Genomic DNA, 15,256 nt, shown 5'->3' with positions numbered 1-15,256 from the left:
TTTTTATAAAAATATATCATTTAAGGAATCAATTAATGTCTAAAGAAAAATTTCAGCGTTTAAAACCTCATATAAATGTAGGAACTATTGGTCATGTAGATCATGGTAAAACTACTTTAACTGCCGCAATTACAACTGTTTTATCTAAAAAATATGGCGGTTCTGCACGTGCTTTTGATCAAATAGATAATGCTCCAGAAGAAAAAGCTAGAGGCATTACAATTAATACTTCTCATGTAGAATATGACACAGAGTTGAGACATTATGCTCATGTAGATTGTCCTGGTCATGCTGACTATATAAAAAATATGATCACTGGGGCAGCTCAAATGGATGGTGCTATTTTAGTAGTAGCTGCAACTGATGGTCCTATGCCTCAAACTCGTGAACATATTTTACTTGGAAGACAAGTAGGAGTTCCTTACATTGTTGTCTTTCTTAATAAATGTGATATGGTAGATGATGAAGAATTACTTGAATTAGTAGAAATGGAGGTTCGTGATTTATTAACACAGTATGATTTTCCTGGAGACAATACTCCTATTATTCGTGGTTCAGCTCTTAAAGCATTAGAAGGTGATCCTGAATGGGAAGCAAAAATTATTGATTTATCTAAATTTTTAGACAGTTATATTCCTGAACCTAAACGAGCAATAGATCAACCTTTTTTATTACCAATAGAAGATGTTTTTTCTATATCAGGAAGAGGAACAGTAGTGACTGGTCGAGTAGAAAAAGGTGTTGTTAAAGTTGGTGAGGAAGTAGAAATTGTTGGAATAAAAAAAACAACAAAAACTACTTGTACTGGTGTAGAAATGTTTAGAAAGTTATTAGATGAAGGTCGAGCTGGAGAAAACGTAGGTGTTTTACTTCGTGGTACAAAACGTGATGAAATTGAAAGGGGTCAAGTTTTAGCAAAACCAGGCAGTATCCACCCACATACAACATTTGAGTCTGAAGTTTATGTTCTATCCAAAGAAGAAGGTGGGCGCCATACTCCATTTTTTAAGGGATATCGTCCTCAGTTTTATTTTAGAACTACTGATGTAACTGGTTCTATTGAATTACCTGAAGGCATTGAAATGGTTATGCCAGGTGATAATGTAAAAATGACTGTTACTTTAATTAATCCTATTGCTATGACTGATGGATTACGATTTGCTATACGTGAAGGTGGTCGTACCGTCGGTGCTGGTGTAGTTTCTAAAGTTTTAAATTAATAATTTTCTATTTGCAATATTTTTTATTTTTTATATCTAGTTGAATTTATTAAGAAAAGAGTATAAAATGCTCTTTTCTTGATTAAAATTGATTATCATGATTATTTTTAATAATTTTTTTCATTTTAAAATACAGATTTATATAATATAAGACAAAAAATTATTTTAAATAAATTTACACTTTTATATATATTTTTTTTTTGATATATATAAAAAAAATACTCCTAACATAGGAGTTATATAATAATTAACTACATCTACTTCGGCACATATATTCATCCGAAGCAGGTAAAATTTCTAATGTGTATATAACTGGAGTTCTGAGCTAATGCAGAACCAAAGAATTCGTATCCGATTAAAAGCTTTTGATCATAGATTAATAGATCAATCAACAACAGAAATTGTTGAGACAGCAAAAAGAACTGGTGCTCAGGTACGTGGACCGATTCCACTCCCTACTCGCAAAGAACGTTTTACTATTTTAGTTTCTCCACATGTTAATAAGGATGCTCGTGATCAATATGAAATTCGTACACACAAACGTTTAATTGATATAGTAGAACCTACTGAGAAAACTGTTGATGCACTCATGCGTTTAGACCTCGCTGCCGGTGTAGATGTACAAATTAGTTTAGGTTGATGAGCAATAAATACTAGAGATGTATACGATTAAGGTATTAAACAAATGATTGGTTTAGTTGGCAAAAAACTTGGTATGACTCGTATTTTTAATAAAGAAGGTGCTTCGATTCCAGTGACAGTAATTGAACTACAAGAAAATCGAATTACACAAGTAAAAACTTTAAATACTGATTTTTATGATGCCATTCAGGTCACAACTGGTGTTATTAAGACTAATAAATTAAATAAACCAAACTCAGGTCATTTTTTAAAATCTGGTGTTGTTCCTGGACGAGGTTTATGGGAGTTTAGAATTAATTCAGAAGAGATTTTTCAAGTTGGACAAAAAATTCAAATAAATTTTTTCAAAAATATAAAAAAAGTAGATGTTACAGGTTTTTCTAAAGGAAAAGGTTTTTGTGGTACAGTAAAACGTTGGAATTTTAATACTCAAGACGCAACTCATGGAAATTCTCTATCTCATAGAGTGCCTGGTTCTATTGGTCAGAATCAAACTCCTGGTAGGGTTTTTAAAGGTAAAAAAATGGCAGGACAATTAGGTAATCATCGTGTTACCGTACAAAGTTTAAATATAGTAAAGATTGATGATAGAAAAAATCTTCTTTTAGTAAAAGGCGCTGTTCCTGGTGCTACTGGTGGTAATCTTATTGTTAAACCAGCTATTAAGGTTTGAGTAGTGAGGAGCAAAGAATGGAATTAGTAGTGAAAGACGTACAAAGTATTCTTAATGTTTCTGAAATCATTTTTGGTCGTGATTTTAATAAAGCTCTAATTCATCAAGTTGTTATTTCTTATTCAGCATCTATGCGGCAAGGGACAAAAGCTCAAAAAAATCGTTCTGAAGTTTCTGGATCAGGTAGAAAACCATGGCGTCAAAAAGGCACAGGTCGTGCACGTGCAGGATCTATTAGAAGTCCAATATGGCGATCTGGTGGTGTAACATTTGCTGCAAAACCACAAGATTATAGTCAAAAAGTTAATAAAAAAATGTATCGTGGCGCATTAAAAAGTATTTTTTCTGAATTAATACGTCAGAAAAGATTAATTGTTTTTAAAAATTTTTCTTTAAATTCACCTAAAACAAAATTGTTAGTACAAAAATTGAAAGAAATAGATTTAAACAATGTTCTTATTATTACTAACACAATAGACAATAATTTATTACTTGCATCTAGGAATTTATATTCAGTTGATGTTAAAGATGTTCGTTCTATAGATCCTATTAGTTTAATTGCGTTTGAATATGTAATTATTACGGTTGATGCAGTAAAACAAATAGAGGAAATACTTTCATGATCTCTAAAGAGCGTTTGTTTACAATCTTACGGTCTCCACATATATCTGAAAAATCTTCTATTTCTACAGAAAAGTTTAATACCGTTGTTTTAAAAGTATTATACAATGCGACTAAATATGAAATAAAATATGCAGTAAAAAAAATATTTAATGTAGAAATTGAAAGCGTCAAAACTCTAAGAATAAAAGGAAAAAAAAAGCGTCAATCTAACCGTATTATTCAGAAAAGTAATTGGAAGAAAGCCTATATTAAAGTTAAAAAAGGGTACAATTTAGATTTTATAGGTAATGCAGATTAAAATGCAGAGTAAATTTAAGGAAAAAACAATGGCAATTGTTAAATGCAAACCAACATCTCCAGGTCGTCGTCATGTTATTAAAGTTATTAATACAGAATTATATAAAGGAAAACCATATTCTTTACTTCTAAAGAAAAAAAATAAAAGTGGAGGACGTAATAATAATGGCAGGATCACAACCCGACATATCGGTGGTGGACATAAAAAAGCATATCGTATTATAGATTTTAAAAGACAGAAAGATAATATAGAAGCTGTTGTAGAAAGATTGGAATATGATCCTAATCGTTCTTCTAATATTGCGTTAATATTATATAGAGATGGACAGAGAAATTATATCTTAGCAGCAAAAAATTTGCGAATAGGAGATATTGTAATGTCTGGTATACATTCAGCTGTTAAAATAGGTAACTGCTTGCCGATTGACAAAATACCAGTTGGTACACTTATACATAATGTTGAAATGAAACCAGGAAAAGGTGGGCAAATAGCACGTTCTGCAGGAAGTTATACACAATTGGTTGCATGTGATAAAGCATACGCTACGTTACGATTACGATCAGGTGAAATGCGAAAAATACCATCTAATTGTAGAGCTACTATTGGTGAAGTTGGCAATTCTGAACATATGTTAACAGTTTTAGGAAAAGCAGGAGCTTCTCGTTGGAAGGGGATACGTCCTACTGTTCGGGGTACAGCAATGAATCCTGTTGATCATCCGCATGGAGGTGGTGAAGGAAGAAACTTTGGTAAACATCCTGTTAGCCCTTGGGGTGTTCAAACTAAAGGTAAAAAAACTCGTAGAAATAAACGTACTGAAAAGTTTATTTTACGTCATCGTGTTAAATAATCTCAGAGAGGATCATTTTAATATGCCGCGTTCTCTTAAGAAAGGTCCTTATATTGATATTAGTTTGTTTAATAAAGTAGAAAAATCAATAAAAAAAAGTGATAAAAAACCGATCAAAACTTGGTCTAGACGTTCAACAATTTTCCCTAATATGGTCGGATTAACCATATCTGTTCACAATGGTCGTCATCATATTCCTGTATATATTACAGAAGAAATGGTAGGACATAAATTAGGTGAATTTTCTTTAACTCGAACTTATAGAGGACACACTGCTGACAAAAAAGTAAAAAAACGTTAAAGATAAGAGGAAGTGTAAATGGAAACATTAGCTCAACATCGTCAAGCCAAATCTTCTGCACAAAAAGTACGTTTAATTGCAAATCTCATTCGTGGTAAAAAAGTTCCACATGCACTAAATATTTTAACGTACAACAAAAAAAAAGCCGCTATCTTAGTAAAGAAAGTATTAGAATCGGCAATAGCAAACGCAGAACATAACAATGGTGTAGATATAGATCAATTAGTAATCAAACAAATTTTTATTAATGAAGGTTCAACCATGAAAAGAATGATGCCACGTGCTAAAGGACGTGCAGATCGTATTTTAAAACGTACTAGTCATATTACTGTAGTTGTATCTGATCGTTAATATCGAGGAGAAATAATAATGGGTCAGAAAGTACATCCTAATGGAATGCGACTAGGTATAATAAAAAAATGGAATTCAGTGTGGTTTTCTAATACTAAAGATTTTGCGGATAATTTAAACAGTGATTATAAAGTTCGTCAGTTTTTAATGAAAGAGTTATCTAAAGCATCAATTTCTCGAATTATTATTGAAAGACCTGCAAAAAGTATACGCGTTACTATTTATACTGCAAGACCAGGTATTGTGATCGGGAAAAAAGGTGAAGATGTAGAAAAATTGAAAATAACTATAGCTAAAATTACTGGTGTTCCAGTTCAAATCAATATTTCTGAAGTACGTAAACCAGAACTAGATGCTAAACTTGTTTCCAATAATATTACGGCTCAATTAGAAAGAAGAGTAATGTTTAGACGTGCTATGAAAAGATCTGTTCAAAATGCTATGCGACAAGGTGCAAAAGGTATTAAAGTAGAAGTGAGTGGTCGGTTAGGTGGAGCAGAGATAGCTCGTAGAGAATGGTATAGAGAAGGTAGAGTTCCGTTACATACATTACGTGCAAATATTGATTATAACGTTTCCGAAGCTCACACGACATATGGTGTCATAGGTGTTAAAGTATGGATTTTTAAAGGTGAAATATTAGGTGGTATGGCAGCGGTAGACAAGCTAGAAAAACCTTCTGTTCAAAAAAAAATAAAATCGTCAAAATCGAAAATAAAAACAAGAAGGATAGGAGATAAATAATGTTACAACCAAAACGTACTAAATTTCGCAAAATGCACAAGGGACGAAATCGTGGTCTCGCTTCTGGTACTAACATTAATTTTGGTTCTTTCGGTTTAAAAGCTATTGATCGAGGACGTTTAACAGCTCGTCAAATTGAATCTGCAAGAAGAACCATAACTCGCTGTATTAAAAGACAAGGTAAAATGTGGATACGTATTTTCCCAGATAAACCTATAACTCAAAAACCATTAGAAGTTAGAATGGGAAAAGGTAAAGGAAATGTTGAGTATTGGGTAGCTTTAGTGCAACCTGGAAAAATTCTTTATGAATTAGATGGAGTTACTGAAGAAGAATCACGTGAAGCATTTAAGTTAGCAGCAGCAAAATTACCAATAAAAACTATTTTTGTGACTAAAATGGTGATGTAATGAAAGAAATAGTAAAATTACGAAAAAAAAATGAAAAAGATCTGAAATCAGAGCTTATACAATTACTTCGAGAACAGTTTAATCTTCGTATGCAATCTGTTTCTGGAAAATTAAAACAACCTCATTTATTAAAAAAAGTGAGACGAAACATTGCACAAGTGAAGACGTTATTGACAGAAAAAAAAGGCAATTAGAAATGGAAAAAACTCGTACTTTACAAGGTCGTGTTCTTAGCAATAAAATGCAAAAATCTGCTGTAGTTACTATTGAACGATTTATAAAACATGCTATTTATAAAAAATTCATTAAAAGAACTACAAAATTACATGTTCATGACGAAAAAAATGAATGTTCTATCGGTGATTTAATAGAAATTAAAGAATCTCGTCCAATATCTAAAACAAAATCTTGGATTTTAATACGTATTGTGGAAAAATCTGTTTTATAAAAAATTAAAAAATCAATTTCCTATGTTTTTTATTATTAAAATTAGAACTAATGTTATAATAAAATTATTTTTTAAATACTTAAATAAAAGCAAGTAAGGCATTAAAAATATGATTCAAGAACAAACAATTTTACAGGTAGCAGATAACTCTGGAGCTCGTTCTGCTATGTGTATTAAAGTATTAGGTGGTTCGCATCGTCGATATGCAGGTATCGGCGATATTATTAAAATTAGTATAAAAGAAGCAATACCTAAAGCAAAAGTAAAAAAAGGAGAGGTATTGAAAGCTGTAATAGTAAGAACAAAAAAGGGAGTGAAACGATCAGATGGTTCTATTATTCGGTTTGATACAAATGCTTGTGTGGTATTAAACAATAATGAACAACCGATAGGGACTCGAATTTTTGGACCGGTTACTCGTGAACTTAGAACAGAAAAATTTATGAAAATTATTTCATTAGCTCCAGAAGTTCTTTAGTTAATAAAATTTTATTTTTAAAGGAATCACAGATGGCATCAAAGTTACGTCGTAATGATGAAGTTATTATACTAACTGGGAAAGACAAAGGTAAAAAAGGTATTATTAAAAGTATATTATCTTCCAATAAAGCTATTATAAATGGTTTAAATATAATTAAAAAACATCAAAAACCAATTCCTGCCCAGAATAACAGCGGTGGTATTATTGAAAAAGAAGCACCTATTCAAATATCTAATATTGCTATTTTCAATCCTAAATCTAATAAGGCAGATCGCGTTGGTTTTAGATTTGAGAAAGGAAAAAAAATCAGATTTTTTAAATCTGATGGTCAAGTGATTAAATAATCTAGAGTGATCTTAAAAGGAGTTAATATAAAAATAATGGCAACACTTTATAATTATTATAAATTGAAAGTAATTAAAGAACTGATGCTCACACTAAATTATAGTTCTACTATGCAAGTTCCTAAAATTGCAAAAATAACTTTAAACATGGGTGTGGGTACTGCAGCTTCTGACAAAAAGATATTAAATAACGCAATTGCAGATTTAACAGCTATATCTGGTCAAAAACCGTTAATTACTAAAGCTCGTAAATCAGTATCCGGTTTTAAAATTCGTCAAGGTTATCCTATTGGATGTAAAGTGACATTACGTGGTCAAAGAAAATGGGATTTTTTTGAACGTTTAATTATTATTGCTATTCCTCGTATTCGCGATTTTCGTGGTTTATCAATGAACTCTTTCGATGGTAAAGGAAATTATAGTTTAGGCATACGCGAACAGATAATTTTTCCTGAAATTGATTATGATAAAATTGATCGAGTACGTGGATTAGATATTACTATAAGTACTACAGCGAAAAATGATAAAGAAGGTTATTTATTATTATCTGCATTTCATTTTCCTTTTCGCAAGCAACATTAAGGTTATTCAATGGCTAAAGAATCCATGAAAGAACGAGAAATAAAACGTGTAAAACTAGCTAATAAATTTTATGTACAACGTATTGCACTAAAAAAAATTATTTCTAATACAAATTTATCAGAAGAAGAACGTTGGAATGCAGTTCTAAAGTTACAATCTTTCCCACGTGATTCTAGTCCATCTCGTCAAAGAAATAGATGTCGTCAAACTGGACGACCTCATGCGTTTTTGCGTAAATTTGGACTCAGTCGGATTAAGGTCCGAGAAGCTGCTATGAAAGGCGAAATACCTGGTTTAAAAAAAGCTAGTTGGTAAAATATACTTTTTAATTTTTTGGAGTTTTAAAATGAGTATGCAAGACCCAGTAGCAGATATGTTGACTCGCATTAGAAATGCTCAATTAGCCAACAAATATTCTGTAACAATGCCTTCATCTAAATTAAAAAAATCAATTATTAAATTATTGAAAAAAGAAGGTTTCATAAAAGATTTTAATATAATAGGTACATCTAAATTAGAATTAAAAATAATTTTAAAATATTTTAAAGGAAAACCTGTTATAGAAAAAATTCAGCGTGTTAGTCGTCCTAGTTTACGAATATACCAAAAAAAGAATAAATTACCGACTGTGATGGATAATCTAGGAATTGCTGTCATCTCTACTTCTCAAGGCATTATGACTGACCGTCAGGCTCGTCAAATAGGTCTTGGAGGTGAGATTGTTTGTTATGTAGCTTAATGGAGGAATAATGTCTCGTGTTGCTAAACGTCCAATTATAGTTCCAATTGACATTAAAGTGCAATTAGATTTACAAAAAATATCAATTAAAGGGAAATATGGACATCTTTCACGTATTATTCATAAATCAGTTAAAGTTCAATATTTAAATAATACAATTATGTTTATACCTCGATCAACTTTTCCTGATGGTTGGGCGCAAGCTGGTACATCAAGAGCTCTTGTAAACTCTATGATTATAGGTGTGTCGAAAAAATTTATTAAAAAATTACAACTTTCTGGAGTTGGATATCGCATTTCAATTACAGAAAATAATACAATTACTATGTCTTTAGGTTATTCTCATCCTATTATTTATGCTTTACCTCAAGGTATTAGTGTAGATGCTCCTTCTCCAACAGAAATAATCATTCAAGGAATAGACAAGCAATTAGTAGGACAAGTCGCTTCTAATTTACGTGCTTATCGTATTCCTGAACCTTATAAAGGAAAAGGTATTCGTTATGCAGATGAAATTGTACGTATAAAAGAGGCGAAAAAGAAATAACATGATTATTACAAGTAAAAGTAAAATTACTGCTCGTATTCGACGATATATGAAAACACGTTGTAAAATGAAAGCATTAGGTGTTATTCGATTAGTTATACACCGTACTTCACGGCATATATATGCTCAAATTATTTCTTCAAAAGAATCTAAAGTCTTAGCATTTGCTTCAACTTTAGAAAAAAAAATAAATGTCAATTTAAAATACACAGGTAATAAAAAATCTGCAAAAATAATAGGAAGAATTATTGCAGAAAGAGCTTTATCAAAGGGAATACATAACGTTTCTTTTGATCGATCTGGTTTTAAATATCATGGTCGTATAAAAGAATTAGCAAAATCTGCGCGCGCATTTGGGCTTAAGTTTTAAGGTGAAAATTATAGAATGGCCAATATTGAGAAAAAAAATAATAATGATTTACAAGAAAAACTAATAACAGTAAATCGTGTTTCAAAAACTGTCAAAGGTGGTCGTATATTTTCTTTTACAGCATTGACAGTGGTTGGAAATGGCAACGGTCGAGTTGGTTTTGGTTATGGGAAAGCACGTGAAGTTCCTGCTGCTATACAAAAAGCTATGGAAAAAGCCAGACGTAATATGATTGTTATACCATTAGTTAATAAAACATTACAGCATTCATTAAAAGGGTCGCACACTGGATCAAACGTTTTTATGAAACCAGCTTCTGATGGAACTGGAATTATTGCAGGTGGTGCTATGCGTGCAGTATTTGAAGTAGCGGGTGTGCATAATGTGTTAGCTAAAACTTACGGTTCTACTAATCCCATTAATGTTGTTAGAGCTACTATAAATGGTTTAATGAATATGAAGTCTCCAGAAATGATAGCTGCTAAAAGAAATAAACGTGTTGAAGATATATTAGGATAAATTTTACTTTATGAAAAATATTAAAATTACTCAAATAAAAAGTGCTATAGGAAGATTACCTAAACATAAAAAAACTTTAAGAGGTTTAGGATTACGTTATATTGGACATACTGTCATTCGTCGAGATACATCGTCAATTCAAGGTATGGTAAAAAAAATTTCTTATATTGTCCAAGTAAAAGAGGAATAAAGTATGTATTTAAACACTCTTTCTCCAATATTTGGAGCACATCGTAATCGTAAAAGATTAGCTCGAGGTATCGGTTCTGGTTTAGGAAAAACTGCAGGTCGAGGTCATAAAGGTCAAAAATCTAGATCAGGTAGTAGTATTCGTCGTGGGTTTGAGGGAGGACAAATGCCTTTATATAGACGACTTCCTAAATTTGGTTTTAATTCTCAGAAAAAAAACATTACTGCTGAAGTACGTTTAAAAGATATAACAAATTTATCCACAAACATAATTACTCTTAATTTATTAAAAACAGAAGGTGTTATTAAGAAAAACATTAAATATGTCAAAATCATTTTTACAGGAAAATCTAAATCTCCCCTAATTATACGAGGTTTGCTTGTAAGTAAAGGTGTTCGTAATGATATAGAACATTCTGGTGGTAAAATTGAAGGGTAAGAAATAAGAATATGGTACAGCAACTAGGATTGAATTTTAAAAATACTACAAATAAAATTAGCGAACTAAAACTAAGGATTATCTTTTTAATTATTTCCGTAGTTGTTTTTCGTATTGGTTCTTTTATTCCGATTCCAGGAATTGATACGACGATTTTATCTAAAATATTAAATGACCAACAAGGTACTATTGTTGATATGTTTAATATGTTTTCTGGTGGCGCTTTAAGTCATGCCTCTATTTTTTCTTTAGGTATTATGCCGTATATATCTGCCTCTATTATTATTCAATTATTAACGTTAGTACATCCCACTTTATCTGAAATAAAAAAAGACGGAGAATCTGGAAAACATAAAATTAATCAGTATACGAGATATGGAACTTTAATATTATCGCTATTACAATCTATTGGAATTGCTACAAGTTTGCCTAACATGTTAGGTATGCATACCATGATAGTTAATCCTGATTTTTATTTTTATTTAACAACTGTCGTGAGTTTAGTTACAGGTACTATATTTTTAATGTGGTTAGGCGAATTAATCACAGAATGTGGCATTGGTAATGGTATTTCAATTATTATTTTTATAGGGATAATAGCTAATTTACCAGCTTCTATTGGACATACAATTGAAGCAACCAGACAAGGAAATTTGCATTTTTTTCTATTTCTATGTACTTTAATATTAATGTTTTCAGTTGTTTTTTTTGTAGTTTTTATTGAACGTGCACAGAGAAAAGTTACTGTGCATTATGCTCAACGTCAAAGAGGTCGACGTATTTATTCAGCTCAAAGCACTCATTTACCTTTAAAAATTAATATGTCAGGTGTTATGCCTGCAATTTTTGCTTCTAGTTTAGTGCTTTTTCCTATAACAATTATATCATGGTTTAAAATAGGTCATCAGTGGAAATTTTTACAAACAATTTCTTTTTATCTACAACCTAATCAACCTTTATATTTAATATTATATGTCTCTGCTATAGTATTTTTTTGTTTTTTTTATACAAATTTAGTCTTTGATCCTCGTGAAACAGCCGATAATTTAAAAAAATCAGGTGCTTTTATTGCAGGAATACGACCTGGTGAACAAACAGCGAGATATATCAGAAAAATTATGTCAAGACTTACATTTTTTGGGGCTTTTTATATCAGTTTTATTTGTTTAATACCAGAATTTATGAGAAGTTTTATGAATGTTCCATTTTACTTTGGCGGTACTTCTTTACTGATTGTTGTTGTGGTTATCATAGATTTTATTTCTCAAACGCAAACATTGATGATGTCTAGTCAATATGATTCTATATTAAAAAAATCCAATTTAAATTAAAATATTTTAATCAGTAATATTTAAGGAAATGTTCATGAAAGTACAAGCTTCTGTCAAAAAGCTTTGTCGAAATTGTAAAATCATAAAAAGACATAATGTTGTAAGAGTAATTTGTAGTAATGATCCTAAGCATAAACAACGTCAAGGTTGATATTTATTGAATAAAAAATTTTTCTACATGTTTTATAAACAACTTAACTGTTTTTTATAAAATATTTATCTTATAGTAAAGTACACGAGGTGTTAGAATATGGCACGCATTGCAGGGATCAATATACCAGAAAATAAGCATATTATAATAGCATTAACTGCGATATACGGAATTGGAAAAAAACGTTCTAAATTTATTTGCTCTATGACAAAAATTCCTGAAACTTTAAAAACAATAGATTTAAATGAAGAACAAATGGAATTATTAAGAAAAAATGTTGCAAAATATGTTATTGAAGGTGATTTGAGAAGAGAAAAAACTTTAAATATTAAACGTTTGATTGATTTGAGCTGTTATCGTGGTTTACGTCATAGACGAAATCTTCCAGTTCATGGACAACGCACAAAAACTAATGCTAGAACTTGTAAAGGTCCTCGAAAACCAATTAAAAAATAATTCAGGTAACAATAAAAAATGATAAAAAATTCAGTAAGTCGTACACGAAAGCGTATTAAAAAGCAAATTTTAGATGGTATAGCGCATATTCATGCGTCTTTTAATAATACCATTGTAACTATTACAGACAGACAAGGAAATGCTTTAGGTTGGGCTACTTCCGGTGGTTCTGGTTTTAGAGGATCTCGTAAATCAACACCTTTTGCCGCTCAAGTTGCTGCTGAACGCTGTGCCGAAATTGTTAAAGATTATGGTATAAAAAATTTAGAAGTAATGGTGAAAGGTCCTGGTCCAGGAAGAGAATCTACTATTCGAGCATTAAATGCAGCGGGTTTTCGAATTACTAATATCACTGATGTGACCCCTATTCCTCATAATGGGTGCCGTCCTCCTAAAAAACGTCGTGTCTAATTTTTTATATATTATTGGAGAGTAAAATGGCAAAATATTTAGGTCCAAAATTAAAATTAAGTAGACGTGAAGGAACTGATTTATTTTTAAAATCAGGGCTTCGTGCCATAGAATCAAAATGTAAATTAGAACAACCTCCTGGACAACATGGAATTCGAAAACCTAGATTATCTGATTATGCTATTCAATTACGTGAAAAACAAAAAGTACGTCGTTTATATGGTGTATTAGAACGTCAATTTAAAATATATTATAAGCTTGCAGCTAGTTCAAAAGGAAATACTGGCGCTAATTTATTACAATTATTAGAAAGTAGATTAGATAATGTAGTTTATCGTATGGGTTTTGGTTGTACACGTTCTGAATCAAGACAATTGATCAATCATAAATCAATATTAGTTAACAATAAAGTTGTAAATATAGCTTCATATCAAATATCTCCTAATGAACAAGTTTCAGTCAGAGATAAATCTAAACATCAATCTCGTATCAAAGCGTCTTTAGAGCTTTTTGAGCAACGAGAAAAACCAATTTGGATAGACGTTGATTCAATTAAAATGAAAGGTGTATTTAAGAGATTTCCAGAACGTTCTGAGTTATCTGCAGAAATCAATGAACATTTGATTATTGAGCTTTATTCCAAGTAATTAAGTTTAATACTAAATAGAGGATTCATTGTATGCAGCATCTTGTTTTAGGTTTTTTAAAACCAAGACTTGTAGATATTGAACAAATTAGTACAACTCATACAAAAGTAACTTTAGAGCCATTAGAAAGAGGTTTTGGTCATACTTTAGGAAATGCATTAAGAAGAATTCTTTTGTCTTCGATGCCGGGATGTGCAGTAACTGAAGTTGAAATTGATGGTGTACTTCATGAGTATAGTACTAAAGAAGGAATACAAGAAGATATTTTAGAAATATTATTGAATTTAAAAGGATTGGCTGTAAAAGTATATGGTAAAGATGAAGTTTTTCTTACATTGAAAAAATCTGGTATTTGTTCTGTTACTGCAGCAGATATCATACATGATGGTGACGTAGAAATTATTAAACCAGACCATGTGATTTGTAATTTAACTTATGAACAATCTTCTATTGAAATGCGAATAAAAGTACAACGTGGACGAGGTTATATTCCGGCTTCTTCTAGAGTTCATATAGAAGACAGTTCTCGTCCTATAGGTTCTTTATTAGTGGATGCATGTTATAGTCCTATAGATCGTATTTCTTATAATGTCGAAGCTGCTAGAGTAGAAAAAAGAACTGATTTAGATAAGTTAATTATTGAGATGGAAACAAATGGAACTATTGATCCAGAAGAAGCTATTCGTAGAGCAGCAACTATTTTAGCCGAGCAATTAGAAGCTTTTGTTGATTTAAGAGATATCAGCGAACCTGAAATAAAAGAAGAAAAACCTGAATTTGAACCTATCTTATTACGTCCCGTAGATGATTTAGAATTAACAGTGCGTTCTGCGAATTGTCTTAAGGCAGAAGCGATACACTATATTGGTGATTTAGTACAAAGAACTGAAGTAGAACTTTTAAAAACTCCTAATTTAGGTAAGAAATCTTTAACTGAAATTAAAGATATATTAGCTTCTAGAAACTTATCTCTTGGTATGAGATTAGAAAATTGGCCACCATCAAATATTCTAGATGAATAATTTTATATTTTTTAAAAATATCTTTTATATATAAGGAGTAAATTTATGCGACATAGAAAAAGTGGTCGTCAATTAAATCGTAGCAGTAGTCATCTTAATGCTATGTTTAAAAATATGGCGTGTTCTTTTTTTTCAAATGAAATTATTAAAACTACACTAGCAAAAGCAAAAGAATTACGGTGTATTGTAGAACCAATTATTACTTTAGCTAAAACAGACACTGTTGCTCGTAGACGATTAGTGTTTTCACGTATTCGTGATAATGAAATAGTGGCAAAATTATTTAAAAAATTAGGACCTAATTTTATTAGTAGATCAGGAGGTTATACACGTATTTTAAAATGTGGTTTTCGATCAGGTGATAAAGCACCTATGGCTTATATTGAATTAGTAGATCGTATTAAAAAAAACAAAAATGAAAGCTCTCTAAAGAAATAATACATTTTTTCTAGGCAAACGGCAATGTA

Annotated in this window: 29 protein-coding genes; all 29 read left to right on the top strand. The window is 30.9% G+C overall.

The annotated features are described in order from the left end of the window. The first annotated feature begins 35 nt into the window (after positions 1–35). A complete protein-coding gene (gene tuf, locus ATN01_RS02650) occupies positions 36–1,220 on the top strand; it encodes an elongation factor Tu (protein WP_075433530.1) in 1,185 nt (394 codons plus the stop codon). A gap of 328 nt (positions 1,221–1,548) precedes the next feature. Continuing rightward, a complete protein-coding gene (rpsJ, locus tag ATN01_RS02645; RefSeq protein ID WP_009874476.1) occupies positions 1,549–1,860 on the top strand; it encodes a 30S ribosomal protein S10 in 312 nt (103 codons plus the stop codon). A 45-nt stretch (positions 1,861–1,905) separates the two neighbouring features. Next, positions 1,906–2,535: a 50S ribosomal protein L3 gene (gene rplC, locus ATN01_RS02640; RefSeq protein ID WP_075433529.1), complete on the top strand. Its 630-nt coding sequence runs from the start codon at positions 1,906–1,908 to the stop codon at positions 2,533–2,535. 17 nt (positions 2,536–2,552) lie between these two features. Beyond that, on the top strand, positions 2,553–3,158 hold the full coding sequence (rplD, locus tag ATN01_RS02635; protein ID WP_075433528.1) for a 50S ribosomal protein L4: 606 nt from the start codon (positions 2,553–2,555) through the stop codon (positions 3,156–3,158). Further along, positions 3,155–3,457: a 50S ribosomal protein L23 gene (rplW, locus tag ATN01_RS02630; protein ID WP_075433527.1), complete on the top strand. Its 303-nt coding sequence runs from the start codon at positions 3,155–3,157 to the stop codon at positions 3,455–3,457. Before rplD ends, rplW begins: the two co-directional genes overlap by 4 nt. 28 nt (positions 3,458–3,485) lie before the next feature. Beyond that, on the top strand, positions 3,486–4,307 hold the full coding sequence (gene rplB / locus ATN01_RS02625) for a 50S ribosomal protein L2 (RefSeq protein WP_075433526.1): 822 nt from the start codon (positions 3,486–3,488) through the stop codon (positions 4,305–4,307). A 22-nt stretch (positions 4,308–4,329) separates the two neighbouring features. After that, positions 4,330–4,608 (top strand): 30S ribosomal protein S19, encoded by a 279-nt coding sequence (gene rpsS / locus ATN01_RS02620; protein WP_075433525.1) that lies wholly within the window; start codon positions 4,330–4,332, stop codon positions 4,606–4,608. Between the two features lie 18 nt (positions 4,609–4,626). Next, on the top strand, positions 4,627–4,959 hold the full coding sequence (rplV, locus tag ATN01_RS02615; protein ID WP_075433524.1) for a 50S ribosomal protein L22: 333 nt from the start codon (positions 4,627–4,629) through the stop codon (positions 4,957–4,959). 18 nt (positions 4,960–4,977) lie between these two features. Next, entirely contained in the window at positions 4,978–5,703 is a 726-nt protein-coding gene (rpsC, locus tag ATN01_RS02610) for a 30S ribosomal protein S3 (RefSeq protein WP_075433523.1), read from the top strand. Continuing rightward, positions 5,703–6,113, top strand: a complete 411-nt coding sequence (rplP, locus tag ATN01_RS02605) for a 50S ribosomal protein L16 (RefSeq protein WP_075433522.1) — start codon at positions 5,703–5,705, stop codon at positions 6,111–6,113. Before rpsC ends, rplP begins: the two co-directional genes overlap by 1 nt. Further along, entirely contained in the window at positions 6,113–6,307 is a 195-nt protein-coding gene (rpmC, locus tag ATN01_RS02600) for a 50S ribosomal protein L29 (RefSeq protein ID WP_075433521.1), read from the top strand. The genes rplP and rpmC overlap by 1 nt, the downstream gene beginning before the upstream one ends. Positions 6,308–6,309: 2 nt before the next feature. Beyond that, complete coding sequence (gene rpsQ / locus ATN01_RS02595) at positions 6,310–6,561, top strand: 30S ribosomal protein S17 (RefSeq protein WP_075433520.1); 252 nt, start codon at positions 6,310–6,312, stop codon at positions 6,559–6,561. Positions 6,562–6,670: 109 nt separating this feature from the next. Next, the gene (gene rplN / locus ATN01_RS02590) at positions 6,671–7,039 is read left to right on the top strand and encodes a 50S ribosomal protein L14 (RefSeq protein WP_075433519.1); all 369 of its coding nucleotides are present in this window, start codon (positions 6,671–6,673) and stop codon (positions 7,037–7,039) included. Positions 7,040–7,071: 32 nt separating this feature from the next. Beyond that, a complete protein-coding gene (gene rplX, locus ATN01_RS02585) occupies positions 7,072–7,386 on the top strand; it encodes a 50S ribosomal protein L24 (protein ID WP_075433518.1) in 315 nt (104 codons plus the stop codon). A gap of 36 nt (positions 7,387–7,422) precedes the next feature. Further along, on the top strand, positions 7,423–7,968 hold the full coding sequence (rplE, locus tag ATN01_RS02580) for a 50S ribosomal protein L5 (RefSeq protein ID WP_075433517.1): 546 nt from the start codon (positions 7,423–7,425) through the stop codon (positions 7,966–7,968). A gap of 9 nt (positions 7,969–7,977) precedes the next feature. Further along, the gene (rpsN, locus tag ATN01_RS02575) at positions 7,978–8,283 is read left to right on the top strand and encodes a 30S ribosomal protein S14 (RefSeq protein WP_075433516.1); all 306 of its coding nucleotides are present in this window, start codon (positions 7,978–7,980) and stop codon (positions 8,281–8,283) included. A gap of 31 nt (positions 8,284–8,314) precedes the next feature. Continuing rightward, positions 8,315–8,707 carry a 30S ribosomal protein S8 gene (gene rpsH / locus ATN01_RS02570; RefSeq protein WP_075433515.1) on the top strand — a complete coding sequence of 131 codons (393 nt, stop codon included), beginning with the start codon at positions 8,315–8,317 and terminating at the stop codon, positions 8,705–8,707. Between the two features lie 10 nt (positions 8,708–8,717). Continuing rightward, positions 8,718–9,254 carry a 50S ribosomal protein L6 gene (gene rplF / locus ATN01_RS02565; RefSeq protein WP_075433514.1) on the top strand — a complete coding sequence of 179 codons (537 nt, stop codon included), beginning with the start codon at positions 8,718–8,720 and terminating at the stop codon, positions 9,252–9,254. Between the two features lies 1 nt (position 9,255). Next, complete coding sequence (gene rplR, locus ATN01_RS02560; protein ID WP_075433513.1) at positions 9,256–9,624, top strand: 50S ribosomal protein L18; 369 nt, start codon at positions 9,256–9,258, stop codon at positions 9,622–9,624. Between the two features lie 15 nt (positions 9,625–9,639). Beyond that, complete coding sequence (gene rpsE / locus ATN01_RS02555) at positions 9,640–10,143, top strand: 30S ribosomal protein S5 (RefSeq protein WP_075433512.1); 504 nt, start codon at positions 9,640–9,642, stop codon at positions 10,141–10,143. 10 nt (positions 10,144–10,153) lie between these two features. Then, positions 10,154–10,333, top strand: coding sequence for a 50S ribosomal protein L30 (gene rpmD, locus ATN01_RS02550; RefSeq protein WP_075433511.1), 180 nt, complete (start codon positions 10,154–10,156; stop codon positions 10,331–10,333). Positions 10,334–10,336: 3 nt separating this feature from the next. Next, positions 10,337–10,771: a 50S ribosomal protein L15 gene (gene rplO, locus ATN01_RS02545; RefSeq protein ID WP_075433510.1), complete on the top strand. Its 435-nt coding sequence runs from the start codon at positions 10,337–10,339 to the stop codon at positions 10,769–10,771. A gap of 11 nt (positions 10,772–10,782) precedes the next feature. Beyond that, positions 10,783–12,102: a preprotein translocase subunit SecY gene (secY, locus tag ATN01_RS02540; protein WP_075433509.1), complete on the top strand. Its 1,320-nt coding sequence runs from the start codon at positions 10,783–10,785 to the stop codon at positions 12,100–12,102. A gap of 34 nt (positions 12,103–12,136) precedes the next feature. Next, on the top strand, positions 12,137–12,253 hold the full coding sequence (gene rpmJ / locus ATN01_RS02535; RefSeq protein WP_075433508.1) for a 50S ribosomal protein L36: 117 nt from the start codon (positions 12,137–12,139) through the stop codon (positions 12,251–12,253). 99 nt (positions 12,254–12,352) lie between these two features. Next, positions 12,353–12,709: a 30S ribosomal protein S13 gene (gene rpsM / locus ATN01_RS02530; RefSeq protein ID WP_075433507.1), complete on the top strand. Its 357-nt coding sequence runs from the start codon at positions 12,353–12,355 to the stop codon at positions 12,707–12,709. 18 nt (positions 12,710–12,727) lie between these two features. Further along, positions 12,728–13,120: a 30S ribosomal protein S11 gene (rpsK, locus tag ATN01_RS02525; RefSeq protein WP_075433506.1), complete on the top strand. Its 393-nt coding sequence runs from the start codon at positions 12,728–12,730 to the stop codon at positions 13,118–13,120. Between the two features lie 26 nt (positions 13,121–13,146). Then, complete coding sequence (gene rpsD, locus ATN01_RS02520; protein WP_075433505.1) at positions 13,147–13,767, top strand: 30S ribosomal protein S4; 621 nt, start codon at positions 13,147–13,149, stop codon at positions 13,765–13,767. Positions 13,768–13,799: 32 nt separating this feature from the next. Continuing rightward, positions 13,800–14,789, top strand: coding sequence for a DNA-directed RNA polymerase subunit alpha (locus ATN01_RS02515; protein WP_075433504.1), 990 nt, complete (start codon positions 13,800–13,802; stop codon positions 14,787–14,789). Positions 14,790–14,834: 45 nt separating this feature from the next. Next, complete coding sequence (gene rplQ / locus ATN01_RS02510; protein ID WP_075433503.1) at positions 14,835–15,227, top strand: 50S ribosomal protein L17; 393 nt, start codon at positions 14,835–14,837, stop codon at positions 15,225–15,227. Positions 15,228–15,256: the final 29 nt, after the last annotated feature.

It is taken from the genome of Buchnera aphidicola (Diuraphis noxia), assembly GCF_001700895.1.
Taxonomy (GTDB): Bacteria; Pseudomonadota; Gammaproteobacteria; order Enterobacterales; family Enterobacteriaceae; genus Buchnera; species Buchnera aphidicola_D.
This window is presented reverse-complemented; position numbering and strand designations above follow the sequence as displayed.

What these genes read in the sequence shown, in the direction of transcription:
- rpsS (WP_075433525.1), top strand. Translation starts at nt 4,330, where the DNA reads ATGCCGCGTTCTCTTAAGAAAGGTCCTTATATTGATATTAGTTTGTTT.
- rpsK (WP_075433506.1), top strand. Translation starts at nt 12,728, where the DNA reads ATGATAAAAAATTCAGTAAGTCGTACACGAAAGCGTATTAAAAAGCAA.
- secY (WP_075433509.1), top strand. Translation starts at nt 10,783, where the DNA reads ATGGTACAGCAACTAGGATTGAATTTTAAAAATACTACAAATAAAATT.
- rpmC (WP_075433521.1), top strand. Translation starts at nt 6,113, where the DNA reads ATGAAAGAAATAGTAAAATTACGAAAAAAAAATGAAAAAGATCTGAAA.
- rplE (WP_075433517.1), top strand. Translation starts at nt 7,423, where the DNA reads ATGGCAACACTTTATAATTATTATAAATTGAAAGTAATTAAAGAACTG.
- rpsQ (WP_075433520.1), top strand. Translation starts at nt 6,310, where the DNA reads ATGGAAAAAACTCGTACTTTACAAGGTCGTGTTCTTAGCAATAAAATG.
- rpsN (WP_075433516.1), top strand. Translation starts at nt 7,978, where the DNA reads ATGGCTAAAGAATCCATGAAAGAACGAGAAATAAAACGTGTAAAACTA.
- rplF (WP_075433514.1), top strand. Translation starts at nt 8,718, where the DNA reads ATGTCTCGTGTTGCTAAACGTCCAATTATAGTTCCAATTGACATTAAA.
- rpsH (WP_075433515.1), top strand. Translation starts at nt 8,315, where the DNA reads ATGAGTATGCAAGACCCAGTAGCAGATATGTTGACTCGCATTAGAAAT.
- rpsM (WP_075433507.1), top strand. Translation starts at nt 12,353, where the DNA reads ATGGCACGCATTGCAGGGATCAATATACCAGAAAATAAGCATATTATA.
- rplN (WP_075433519.1), top strand. Translation starts at nt 6,671, where the DNA reads ATGATTCAAGAACAAACAATTTTACAGGTAGCAGATAACTCTGGAGCT.
- ATN01_RS02515 (WP_075433504.1), top strand. Translation starts at nt 13,800, where the DNA reads ATGCAGCATCTTGTTTTAGGTTTTTTAAAACCAAGACTTGTAGATATT.
- rpsC (WP_075433523.1), top strand. Translation starts at nt 4,978, where the DNA reads ATGGGTCAGAAAGTACATCCTAATGGAATGCGACTAGGTATAATAAAA.
- rplQ (WP_075433503.1), top strand. Translation starts at nt 14,835, where the DNA reads ATGCGACATAGAAAAAGTGGTCGTCAATTAAATCGTAGCAGTAGTCAT.
- rpmD (WP_075433511.1), top strand. Translation starts at nt 10,154, where the DNA reads ATGAAAAATATTAAAATTACTCAAATAAAAAGTGCTATAGGAAGATTA.
- rplX (WP_075433518.1), top strand. Translation starts at nt 7,072, where the DNA reads ATGGCATCAAAGTTACGTCGTAATGATGAAGTTATTATACTAACTGGG.
- rplB (WP_075433526.1), top strand. Translation starts at nt 3,486, where the DNA reads ATGGCAATTGTTAAATGCAAACCAACATCTCCAGGTCGTCGTCATGTT.
- rpsE (WP_075433512.1), top strand. Translation starts at nt 9,640, where the DNA reads ATGGCCAATATTGAGAAAAAAAATAATAATGATTTACAAGAAAAACTA.
- rplD (WP_075433528.1), top strand. Translation starts at nt 2,553, where the DNA reads ATGGAATTAGTAGTGAAAGACGTACAAAGTATTCTTAATGTTTCTGAA.
- rplC (WP_075433529.1), top strand. Translation starts at nt 1,906, where the DNA reads ATGATTGGTTTAGTTGGCAAAAAACTTGGTATGACTCGTATTTTTAAT.
- rplV (WP_075433524.1), top strand. Translation starts at nt 4,627, where the DNA reads ATGGAAACATTAGCTCAACATCGTCAAGCCAAATCTTCTGCACAAAAA.
- rpsJ (WP_009874476.1), top strand. Translation starts at nt 1,549, where the DNA reads ATGCAGAACCAAAGAATTCGTATCCGATTAAAAGCTTTTGATCATAGA.
- rplR (WP_075433513.1), top strand. Translation starts at nt 9,256, where the DNA reads ATGATTATTACAAGTAAAAGTAAAATTACTGCTCGTATTCGACGATAT.
- rplO (WP_075433510.1), top strand. Translation starts at nt 10,337, where the DNA reads ATGTATTTAAACACTCTTTCTCCAATATTTGGAGCACATCGTAATCGT.
- rplW (WP_075433527.1), top strand. Translation starts at nt 3,155, where the DNA reads ATGATCTCTAAAGAGCGTTTGTTTACAATCTTACGGTCTCCACATATA.
- tuf (WP_075433530.1), top strand. Translation starts at nt 36, where the DNA reads ATGTCTAAAGAAAAATTTCAGCGTTTAAAACCTCATATAAATGTAGGA.
- rpsD (WP_075433505.1), top strand. Translation starts at nt 13,147, where the DNA reads ATGGCAAAATATTTAGGTCCAAAATTAAAATTAAGTAGACGTGAAGGA.
- rpmJ (WP_075433508.1), top strand. Translation starts at nt 12,137, where the DNA reads ATGAAAGTACAAGCTTCTGTCAAAAAGCTTTGTCGAAATTGTAAAATC.
- rplP (WP_075433522.1), top strand. Translation starts at nt 5,703, where the DNA reads ATGTTACAACCAAAACGTACTAAATTTCGCAAAATGCACAAGGGACGA.